The sequence below is a fragment of the Paenibacillus sp. Marseille-Q9583 genome (assembly GCF_976954365.1).
Genome location: NZ_CDRJTB010000109.1, coordinates 1 through 11,132, shown reverse-complemented (window position 1 = coordinate 11,132; position 11,132 = coordinate 1). Strand labels below are relative to the sequence as shown.

7 protein-coding genes and 2 pseudogenes are annotated in these 11,132 nt (G+C 43.7%); 2 read left to right on the top strand and 7 right to left on the bottom strand.

From position 1 onward, the window contains the following. The coding region (locus tag ACWNM1_RS29060; protein ID WP_449603711.1) for an ATP-binding protein at nucleotides 1-1,441 on the top strand (1,441 nt) is incomplete at its 5' end. Nucleotides 1,442-1,697: 256 nt separating this feature from the next. Here the strand turns inward: ACWNM1_RS29060 and ACWNM1_RS29055 are convergent. The 5 genes from ACWNM1_RS29055 to ACWNM1_RS29035 all read right to left on the bottom strand — a co-directional run bounded on the left by ACWNM1_RS29055 (nucleotide 1,698) and on the right by ACWNM1_RS29035 (nucleotide 9,522). Next, nucleotides 1,698-1,835: a hypothetical protein gene (locus tag ACWNM1_RS29055; RefSeq protein ID WP_449603710.1), complete on the bottom strand. Its 138-nt coding sequence runs from the start codon at nucleotides 1,833-1,835 to the stop codon at nucleotides 1,698-1,700. A gap of 226 nt (nucleotides 1,836-2,061) precedes the next feature. Further along, nucleotides 2,062-6,543, bottom strand: a complete 4,482-nt coding sequence (locus ACWNM1_RS29050; protein ID WP_449603709.1) for a hypothetical protein — start codon at nucleotides 6,541-6,543, stop codon at nucleotides 2,062-2,064. Further along, a complete protein-coding gene (locus ACWNM1_RS29045; RefSeq protein ID WP_449603708.1) occupies nucleotides 6,530-7,288 on the bottom strand; it encodes a DUF6063 family protein in 759 nt (252 codons plus the stop codon). The genes ACWNM1_RS29050 and ACWNM1_RS29045 overlap by 14 nt, the downstream gene beginning before the upstream one ends. Nucleotides 7,289-7,300: 12 nt before the next feature. Next, complete coding sequence (locus tag ACWNM1_RS29040; RefSeq protein WP_449603707.1) at nucleotides 7,301-8,806, bottom strand: hypothetical protein; 1,506 nt, start codon at nucleotides 8,804-8,806, stop codon at nucleotides 7,301-7,303. 149 nt (nucleotides 8,807-8,955) lie between these two features. Next, a complete protein-coding gene (locus ACWNM1_RS29035) occupies nucleotides 8,956-9,522 on the bottom strand; it encodes a GNAT family N-acetyltransferase (protein WP_449603706.1) in 567 nt (188 codons plus the stop codon). A gap of 276 nt (nucleotides 9,523-9,798) precedes the next feature. On the opposite strand from ACWNM1_RS29035, the gene ACWNM1_RS29030 reads away from it, so the two are divergent. Further along, nucleotides 9,799-10,611, top strand: coding sequence for an undecaprenyl-diphosphate phosphatase (locus tag ACWNM1_RS29030; RefSeq protein WP_449603705.1), 813 nt, complete (start codon nucleotides 9,799-9,801; stop codon nucleotides 10,609-10,611). 109 nt (nucleotides 10,612-10,720) lie between these two features. On the opposite strand, the pseudogene ACWNM1_RS29025 reads toward ACWNM1_RS29030, so the two are convergent. Further along, nucleotides 10,721-10,819 (bottom strand): annotated as a pseudogene (locus ACWNM1_RS29025) (isochorismatase family protein); the annotation flags it as partial. Between the two features lie 147 nt (nucleotides 10,820-10,966). Beyond that, nucleotides 10,967-11,056: pseudogene (locus ACWNM1_RS29020) on the bottom strand (hypothetical protein); the annotation flags it as partial. Between the last annotated feature and the right edge of the window lie 76 nt (nucleotides 11,057-11,132).

The following is an 11,132-nucleotide window of genomic DNA, read 5'->3' as shown; positions in this document are numbered from 1 at the left end:
TTTTGATTTTGCTTTTACACATGCAGTAATTGGAATGGCTCTAGTTTCGTTAGATGGAACGTTCCTAAAATGGAATTCAACCCTAAGTACCCTATTGGGATATGATCATAACGAGTTAATAACACCTTCACCATCCGTCCGAGCCCTTCTAAGTCAGATCCATGAAATTGCTGAGCTTGGAAGGTCTCTTTCCTCTATGAACATCCATCCGCATCGATTCCAACAGGCCTACTACCTACCAACCGGACAGCTGTTATCAATAGAGATCTCCATATCTATCATTTCGGATGCTAATGGTGCACCCCTATATTATTTTACTCAATTTGAGAACAAAACCTTGATCAGGCAAATAGAAACTCAGCTACAAGAAGCGGAAAGTAGTCTACTAGAAAAAGATAAATCATTCCTGCAACTCCTGGAGGGATTACCTCTGACCGTTGTTATTACAACAAAAGGGATTATTCAGTATGTGAATTCAGCGGGCTTACAGTTAATCCATGCGGAGAGTCTGAATCAATTGGCGGGTACATCAACTACTAATATTGTAGATCTTACCAATCATACAATCCTACAAGAACGAAGGGAAAGATATTACAGTGGTGACACGATTGGCTCGGTTTGCTACTTAATTAATTGCTTAAATGGTCAGCAGAAATTTGTGGATGGATTCACATTACCGATTATCTTCAATGGAAACATGGCATTTATCGGAATATTTAAAGATGTCTCTCAGCAAATGCTGGAAGAAGAACGGCTAATCCAATCCGAGAAATTATCTACTGCCGGGCAATTAGCAGCTGGAATCGCTCATGAAATAAGAAATCCACTAACCGCTATTAACGGCTTTATGAAGCTGCTTCGTTCTTCCGAGCGCATGAATGATAAATATTTTTTCATTATTGAGTCAGAATTAAAGCGCATCGAATTTATCGTTAACGAGCTGCTGGTCTTATCCAAGCCACAAACGACGCATGTCAGTAAACCAGTGGATTTATTATCTTTACTAGAACAAGTCACCACACTAATGAATGGACAAGCTGCACTGAAAAACCTTCAGATCCTCCCTGTCTGTACAGATCACTCCATATGGATCCAAGGTGAGGCTTATCAGCTGAAACAGGTATTTATTAATTTACTTAAAAATGCGATGGAAGCCATGAATAGTGGAGGAAATATATATATTCACGTGCTTACAAATGAAAGCGAAGCCCGAATCAGCGTGCAAGATGAAGGTTGCGGGATGACAGATGAACAGATTAAAGCACTTGGTAAACCATTTTATACGACAAAAGAAACAGGAACAGGCCTTGGATTTATGATCACGCAGAATATTGTACATAATCATGGCGGAGCGATCACTGTAGAAAGTGTCCCTGAGCAAGGCACAACATTTACGGTAACCATTCCAAAAATTTTAGAGCCAGAGGAAGCTGCGGTATAGTATTTGAAGTGCCGCAATGAATGATCCTTATTCATACTAGTATCCATACCTTCGTACTGAGGTTGCGCTTAACGGACCATAGTGCACTTATTCCCTAATAACAAGCCCATTCCCGGGTAATTTGGGGAAATAACGGTGCTGGCTCATTTACGTTATCTTCAGCACATTGTATTCGATTTTTCGCATACATTCGGCTCGTTAACGATACCGATGGCACATTGTATTCGGTTTTTCGAATACATTCGGCTCGTTTACTTTACCAGCGGCATATTGTATTCGGTTTTTCGCATACATTCGCCTCGTTAACGATACCGGTGGCACATTGTATTCGGTTTTTCGCATACATTCGGCTCGTTAACGATACCGGTGGCACATTGTATTCGGTTTTTCGCATACATTCGCCTCTTTTACGTACCGGTGGCACATTGTATTCGGTTTTTCGCATACATTTCTCCGCAGTCTCGAAATTTCATTAATTCTATTATCGTAAGCATATACGCCTTCGGTGTCCATTAAGGCCGGTAAGCGTTATAAGCGAGGATGATAAGGATCATGTATAACGAAAAAGAAGCTCCAGTAGCATTATGCTGCTGGAGCTCTTCCATTACGGATGCAAATGGTTAAAAAAGTGAAACAGGAATGAGCTTTCTTCCTCCCTTGACTAGGGTGGATTCTAGCATGTCCCCTTTGACACCTCCGAAATAGAGCTGCCAGTACACACCAAAGCGAACGCTAACGTCATTCTTCACTAGCTCCGGTGGCGTTACAATCAGCCACTGAAATTTAAGAGCCTTAGAAATTTCAAATACGGGATCAAGCACGTTATTAGAAACCATTTCTCCAAAAGGATTGTCATATAAAAAGACCGTCCACCCTTTGTTCTCACGATTTACACGTTTATGTGTCATGATCATCATGGCTACCAGCAGCTGTACAGATTGGCGCTGTCCACCGCTGCCAACAGCCTCATCCAGCGCACCCCTATTGATGATTTCCCAGTCGGAATAATGATAGTCTTCTGGAGCGGCGTAGAGGAAGTAATTTTCCGTTACTGGTTTATATACCTGAAGAATCGGGAAGCGATTCTGAAGCGCCGCATAGACGATTCGTCCGTCATTAATAACCTCTTTGATTATAAGTGTTGGCACTTGTTCAATCTTTGGATACTTTGAAAGTAATTCATGGATACACCGATTGAAATAGTCGCTCACCATCGGCTCTACCTCATCGCTTGATCTCGGTATATTGATATTCTTATAATTCAGGCGTACCAGCGGGAAGGCATAATTATTCTCATTATGAATAATCATCCGACGTTCCATTCGCTTCATAATATCAATGATTTGTACTACACGATAAGAAGCCCGGGCTACCCACATCTTGCGGGACAGATCCATATCCTCCTTATCGCTTTGAATGCTCTCAATCTGATCGCGTGAACTACGTAACATCGAGTCTAGGACTTGCTGAGCAATAGCGAAGTTATCCCAATGAACCGTATTTAAACGATCTAGAATCTTGGTTTCCAGTTCAGAATTCCGTTCGTTTTTGGCAAGTTTTCCGGTCAATGAATTTTTCTCTTCCTTCACCTTTCTGGAGACCTCATCCCGTCTAACTCGGCTATCCTTAATACGAAGAAGCCAATCGGCAACCAGTGACTCACAGCCTTCTCTTACGCTCAGCATTAATTCTTCTGGCACAGTCCGTAGATTGACCCGATCCTCAATATGTGCATTCATGATCTTGATTTGATTGGATAACGTCTGAATAAGCTTATCCATTCGTTCCAAAGATCGTTTACACTGGTTAAGCATGAGCTCATTCTCTTGGAAACGCTCCTGGATGTCCGCCTCTTTTTGCTCGAGTTGCTCATTCCAAATTTCCACGGCACGCTCATGTTTCTCTTTGATTCCTTTTTCTACCTTACGCAATTCCTTCTGCAAATTCTCCAATTCGGTCTGGCAACGGATGAAAGAATCGTGAACCATCTGATAGTCTTCTTCCAGTGAAGCAGTTTCCGACTTTTGACGGTTTCTTGCAGCCATAATGGATTCAGTAGATTCAGCAGGCTCTGTTACCTTCCGCCAATTCTCATCCACTTGATTCAGGCTGGCTTCAAGCTCCGTTAGATTCTCGCTCGCCGCTTTAATCTGGGCGGCTCTTGTTCGAATTTCAAGCTCATTCTCCATCAGCGATTGCTGCAGACTTTCAACGGTACTGAGCTGCTGCAACAGAAGGTTCTGCTCTACGGGATCGATTGGTGTGGGTTCCATATCATCCGAAAGCTGATAATATGTCGGAAATACAATTTCAGGGAACCAATGCTGCAGTCTAGGAAACAGAGCATACTTGGCATCTCCCATCCATTTCTCGCGCTCTCCGCCAAGGCTTACCATTTGCGCTTCAAGATGCTCGAGCTGCTGGTCCTTACTCGCTAGCTCTTTGCTTACTAGACTCTTACGATCTGTATACTTTTTCTTCTCCTTTTGATCCTGCTCATGCTTCTTTGAACGTTCAATCCAACCTTGCAACGCTGCTGCTCTCTGCTCATGCTCAGCACTAAGCGCCTTATTCTCTATAAGTTCCCGACCGATCCGAGCAAGCGTGCTCTCGTTCTCATTAATCTCGTTGCCCAGATTGATAATGCTCTGCTGAAGTTCACTCTGCAGTTTCATAAGGGTATTGCGTTTGGCTGTAATCGTCACAGTGTTCTCTGTTTGATATAACCGCTCATATTCCTGACGCACAGATTTCAACTTCGATAAATAAGCCTCCGCGTCCTGAAGCACTTGTTCTTGCTCCTTAAGCTTTGCCTGAATACCGCTCTTAAAGTTTAAGAACCGATCTGGCTCCAGTACCATTTGTGGGCCTTGGTTAGCTAGAAGCTTATAAGATACTGGATCTGAAGCTGCCATCTCTTCACGGATAAAGATAGGCACCGCTGATTTCAGCAGTGTGTCCTTCAGCAAATCCGGTTTGATTTTATCAGCTTCGCGCCGGGTAACAATCAGACTATAAGGAAGGAGTGGATGTCGCTCTAGTTCTTCCTCACGTTCAAGGTATGGACGATCATTTAAATAGGAACTGCCCGGTGTGGATTGAATCTTGAGCGAATCGAGTGTATCCTTGACCGCGAGAATATCTGAATTCGGCAGCCAGTAGGATTGGTTCTGAAGTTCCACGTCCATAAGCTGATTATAGTACTCTCGTCTGGAACGTTTAGTCTGCTGCTCCACTTCATCCATTTTTCGAATAAATCGTAGTTGAATCGTATCCTGCTCTTCAAAAAGGCCAGTAGCTCCCAAACGATTATGTTCATCAAACATTTCCAGTAGAACAACAATCTGTGACCATAATTGTGATTCTTTATAGGTCTGCGAATCAAGCAGTGCCCCGAGCTCGTCTACCTCTCGTTCATAAGAGCGATGCTTCTCGCTGAGCTCGGCATGATTCTTATGCAGTGCCAGCTTTCGGTTCTCTGCCTCTTTATGCTGTTCCTCTAGCACTTCCATATCCAGAAGTATCGTTTTGGCAGCTGAAATCGTACGTTGAAGCGCCGCCACCGGAGCATGTGCAGTGTCCTGACCATGCTGAGCTGCGAATGTTCCGAGTTCTTCTGTATATTGACGGATAGATAACGTCAAATCATTAATCTGAATATCCAGGCCTGCTAACTCCAACAGGAAGCTCTCCCGCTCCTTGCGCAGACCTTTTTCTTCAGTCGTCAGTGCTCGCTCAGCGTTTCCAAATCCTCTGATCGTTTGTTGCCAGAGGCTTGACACCAAATCCCATTGTTTACGAAGCTTTTCTTTAGCCGTCTGAATGACTTCTTGACGTTCTTTCATCTCCAGAGATCCTTCGATCGCTTGAATTTCTTTCTGCCACTGCTCAATTTGTCGTGTGTGGAGCATACGTTTAGCTAAGAAATGAGCCACTTCAAGCTTTTTCTCCTGAGTCTTGGAATCGTCCAGCCGTCCACGTGCACGTCTCTGATCATCACTAAGCTTTTTGAACTCTTCCTGTTTCAGTTCCATTTCTTCCTTACTGCGCAAATACTTTAGATTGTCTGTCTCAAATCGCAATTGCTTCGCATCCTGATAACGCTCAGCCAGTTCATTACCAACCTTACTTCGCTCTTCTTCCGCATTTCTCTGTTCTTCATGAATAACCGTATAGATCTGACGTCCACGAAGTTCCGTTTCTTGAACAACACTCTCTGCCTCTACTCCTAGCTTCACCAGCTCGTATAAAGGTGCGGCCATGCCAAGAAACTCTGTATAGACCTGTTCCCGCTGTTCAAGCATCGGTAGACGTTGAGCTACTGTCGCCGTATCAATGAACATCCGCTGCAGCGTATTGTCTTCTTCTTTGGGTCCCTCATTTAGACTGGAGCCGATCTCAGGGATAATTAGCTTTTCGAATAAGTTATGGTTGGTAAAGGCGTCATTCTTCTTAAAATAACCTTTAATACCGCCCTCTTCCCCATTGATCCGCCGCATATTGCGCCACTCGGCGATATGGATATCCCGGGTAGCCAGGAAATCATAATATCTTTTTAAATCCGAGCTATGGCTACCGAAAGGTACAATTTCTCCCCGCCGATCTCGTATAAATTGCTGGATCGTTTCAAAACTCGTAGGTTCAGCAGTCTCTTCATCGAAGAGTGGCAACGTTGAAAGGGTAAGTTCAGACGCTTCGCCGTAATCTGAAAGTGCGTACAATAAGTAATCCACTTTAATATCCTGCTGATCCAGTGAGTTATGTGCCGTCATAGCAATACCAGTCGTCATATATTCATTACGCTCATTGTTGTCCAGATGCCATTCGATAGCTACATGAAAGGTATAAGGTTTAAGTTGTTTTTTATGATTATGAAAAAATGCTTCCACCTGGTTCTCACTGTCTTTTCCCCATGGCGTTTTGGGCATTAATAACTGAAATATGGATTGCAGCAGTACGCCCTTCCCGCCACCATTCATAAGCGTAATAAGTGTATTGCTTGGCCCCTCTTCGTTACAGAGGTCCAGAATCATATCATCATATTTCTTGAGCATTTTCTCGTATTTAAGTCCTGTAATCCGTATGCGTTCAATCCGCGGCATGAATAGCACCGTCTTTCTCAGCTAAAGTTCGTCCGATGAGTTTCTTCAATTCCTGATACCGGTCAACATCATGATATAAATACCGCATTCTCTCATAAAGCTCTTCCCGTGGGAATATCCGCTTCTCTGACTCCGAGATGAACACGAGCTTCTCCTCTTCCAGGAGCTTCATGCCTTCATGAATCAGCCCAATTCGTGAGCCTGCGCCTCTTGTCAGAAGATCGCTCTCTTCCTGACTCTTAGTTTGCATATAGAGGTTAGTCCACACCTTCGACATCGCTTGGATATCCAAGCGCCACTGCTGACTAAACCGACCTTCATCATCCATCTGCATCCATGCTTGGAAAAGTGAAGACACCTGATCGGATATCTGTATATAGGACATACTGTCCTGCCCGGACTTAAAGTGAGTGTCGTCCTGATCCATCTCAGCCAGAAACACAAGGATGATGATATTAATGATATGTAAATGAGTTTTGCGCTCAATTCGTGAGTATTTATTCTTCAGCTGGGTAAAGTTGGTGGCGAACACTGACCCGAGTGGATTGACGAGCAGATGGAGACGGTGTCCCGAATTCATCACTCGACAGCCTGCCTCCTTGGCAACATATTGAAGCGCATCATATGTTCCTGCATCCTGCAGGCATTCCGCTGCCGCAGGATCATCGAGAGGGATTACTTTTTTACGAAGTAATTCAAAAAATAGCCGTGAAGCTTGCTGTACCTGTTCTAATGTATAACTCATGCTAGTAACCTCTCACCTCTCCACGATCGTAATAGTATATGGGCTAATGTCTAGACCAGACCAGCGTACCCTTAGGGCTGATTCTTGCGCAATGCTCGTCCGCAACAGCTTGCCGTGCAAGCTCTCCAGTTGAGGATCATCCGCTAGTACGTACCTGATTAGCAGCTGGCATTCATCAGATCCGTTGCAGTTCTCCGGAGCCTGTTCCTGCACTACAATCTCTGAATGAAAAAACTGCACCCACAGATCGACAGCATCTGGTGTGCGTGCCCATCTTATTAATTCCTCCTCGGTAAAAGCTTCTGTAGTAAACGTAAAGCTTCCCCGCTCGGCTAGCGCACTGAACACAGGCTTCCACAGTTCAACGACTTCCGCCCATGGAATTCCTTTAGGAATATATTGAGCATTCTCAGCATAGAGCTCATCTTCAAGTTCATCTATTATTATATCCGGGATAAAACCAACCTCTTGTTCCTCCCAAGCCCAAGGAAGTGGATAGACAAAATCCTGATTCGGAGCGAACAATCCACTTAACAGCAGATCAAGACTGTCACCGCTTGGCAGACCCTCTTCTTTAACCCATTCCTCCCATACATGCGTACGAAAATTAAAGCCGGCGGCTCCCCAGAATAGTTCAGGAAAGTTCAATCTTAAGTTGGTCTCCACCTCGAAAATATTCAAGACTATCTCAGCCAGCTCATCGTGTACACGCCTTGAGAGCTCGACTCGTTCAGAAAGAATACGGATCTCATTAAAGTCGATCACATCTTTCTCGTCATTGGCTAGCCGGGCCAGAGAACGATGAATATTATCAAAATGCTTGCGTTCCTCATCGAATTGCTGATGAATTTCTTCAAGTCGCTGATGCCGGGCCACTCCGAATTCACTAAAAATATGCTTCGGGTTACGGCGCAATGCATTCCGGTATTCCTGCTGCTCATGGGTCATCTTCCTAACCCGGGAGATAAGCTCATTCACATCCTGAAGCGCCCGAGTTACACGTCCATGCTTAATATGCATCTGAATCTCGAGCAGCTTGATGCTGATCTGGAACTCTTCGATAATCTCATGACTCATAAAAATAAGCTCCATGGCATATTCGGAGAGACGATAGATTGTTCTGCCGCTCTCTTCCCAGCTACTGCGGGTCGCATCCTCATCCACCATGAAATACTTATATTTCTGCACAGACATTTGCCGAGCCGCATCATCATAATAATAGGATTCGAAATCTCCACCATTTCCGCTCCAGAGCAGGCCGTCTACTAAACGTTCTACGGATTCGGTAGTCCCGAGATTCGCAATATTGAACCGTTCCAATGCAGTCCAAGCCAACGCTATTATATCTTCCTTGGATCTTCTCTCATTGGATTCTAGCTCCAAATAATAGACTTGCAACAAGATGCTTAAAGATACCATTTCTTTGTACGGTTGGATTTCGCCAAGGTTCATGCCAGCCCCCAGATTCCATAGGGGATTCAATCGTTTGTTTCGTTCGCCAAAATCCGACCAATTCATCTTTCTGCCATCCTCACCAAATAAAAATAAAACCCGTATACATCCGTATAGGGTTCTTAAGTACGCGAATATATGTTTCTATTATATCAATTCATCGAAGGTTGTGCTATTTATTGTTAAACAAAATAATAGATTCTATCCACGCATTTCTACTCTGCAGAATCTGGAGTATATGCCATACAATACTGCTCTAATGTACTATTGGGTAAGGGGATAACCTTAACCGTGCGGAATTGATAATGCTCATAGATGGGAAGATTACTTGGCGTCTGTGTCTCTAACGTGCATAATGCATTCTTCTCGCGGCACTCGGCGAGCAGCGGCATCATAATCTTTGATACATATCCTTGCCCACGGTAACGTTCTTGCACTACAAGCATATCCAAATGCATATACTTCTGATCTCCAAACATCGATAACCATAAGGAGCTCATACTGCGCAAAGTGGCTAACCCTCGAATAAATCCTCGCACACCAATGATTCGGGAAATCGGTAAACACTTGAGAATCGCCAGCCCAATTTGTTTCATATAGTTGACGTTCGAAATCAATGTCCCGCTCTGACGCTCCGAATGGAACACCAAGGCGACAGCTTCATAATTTGTTGACGTCGTTAGTAAATCCGAATAAGGATACAGCATCTCAATATAACGATGAAAAAAAATGTTTAATACGCGGAGTCTGGTTGTTTCATCAGGCAAAATATGCTGATACAATGGATCATCCTTTGCAAAGGCTTCTGCCAGAACGCTGGCGGCTTTCGGAATGTCCTGCCGATGAATTTTAATTAATGAACTACAAATAGTTCCACCTCATTTAGTTTACTTTCGCGATAGGCTCGGTTAGTGAAGAAGCCATTCAAGAATATTATAACTGGTTCAGTCAAGCCCTCATTTTAGGCGATGAACTTCGATATGGCACGATGGTTCTATTGTCAATTCTTCATTGAATGAGATATGATTGAAAAGATTACAAAAATACTGGGAGGAAAAATGGAAGATATTATACTGTGGCTTAAATACTTGTTTCTAGGGTTTGTTCAAGGGGCAACTGAGCCAATCCCCGTTTCCTCGAGCGGCCATTTAATCATCGCGCAGAAATTGCTAGGCTTAAAACAGAATGGGCTATCATTTGAAATTCTTACAAATACGGCTTCTCTAATTGCGATTTGCTTTATTTTCCGCAAGGATATCGGAAGATTGATCACTGGATTCGTTCAATTTATTCTGACCCGCAAAGAGGAATATAAGTCAGATTTTATGTTCTCTTTGTACATTATCATGGGCACTATGCCTGCGGTTATCGTAGCCTTGTTCTTTAAGGACCAAATTGAGGAGATCTTCTCGTCAGTACACACCGTGTCCATCGCCTTGCTGGTAACCGGGGTTGCTTTATGGTTAATTCGTAATCTTCGCGGTCGTAAACAAGACGGGGATTTAAAAGCGAAGGATGCAGTCATAGTCGGACTTGCCCAAGCTGTAGCTCTTATTCCTGGGATAAGTCGCTCAGGCGCAACGGTCATCTCTTCCATTGCTGTGGGAATGAAGCAAGAAACTGCTTTACGCTTTTCTTTTATGCTGTATATTCCAATCAGTCTGGGCGGACTTGTTATGGGTGTATCTGATATTGCCAGTGACCCGAACAGAGCGCAACTAGCAATTCCATACTTCATTGCATTTATCACTACACTAATCGTTACGTATTTTTCTATGCGCTGGTTTATGGGGATTATGGCTAAAGGTAATTTGAAGTACTTCTCTTACTACTGCTTCTTGGCTGGGATACTACTTCTGATCTTCATGTAAGTACATGATTTCAAACAAAAGCCCTCATGACAATCTCTGGGATTACAGAGAGCATGAGGGCTTTTCATCCTATTTTAACAGGGATATTACTTCACCACTCGACCGAATCTTCCCGATAACCAAGCTGATAAGCTTCTCTAGCTGTCGTATCCACACCTATGGATGTAGAAATACCACACAAGACAATTGTATCTATACCACGACGCCGCCTGCATTCATCTTCAGATCTGTTTGAGGTCTTAACACCGGATACAGCTTGCAAATGGAGTGAATCCACATCACCACTAATTCCCCAGTTCTCCTCGTTCATGCTCACCTTCGCATAGTTGAAATGAACGGACAGAAAGCATAAGGGATCTTCAGCATCTATCTCTATTGAATGCTTAACATCTGGAGAAATATAGAATAACATACCAGCTTTAAACGAATGTCGTTTTCGCTCCATCATAAAGCTGCCCTTCCCTCCAGTCACTAAGAGAAGTTCATGATGCTGAAGGGTTCTAACGAGCTTGCTCCAATTC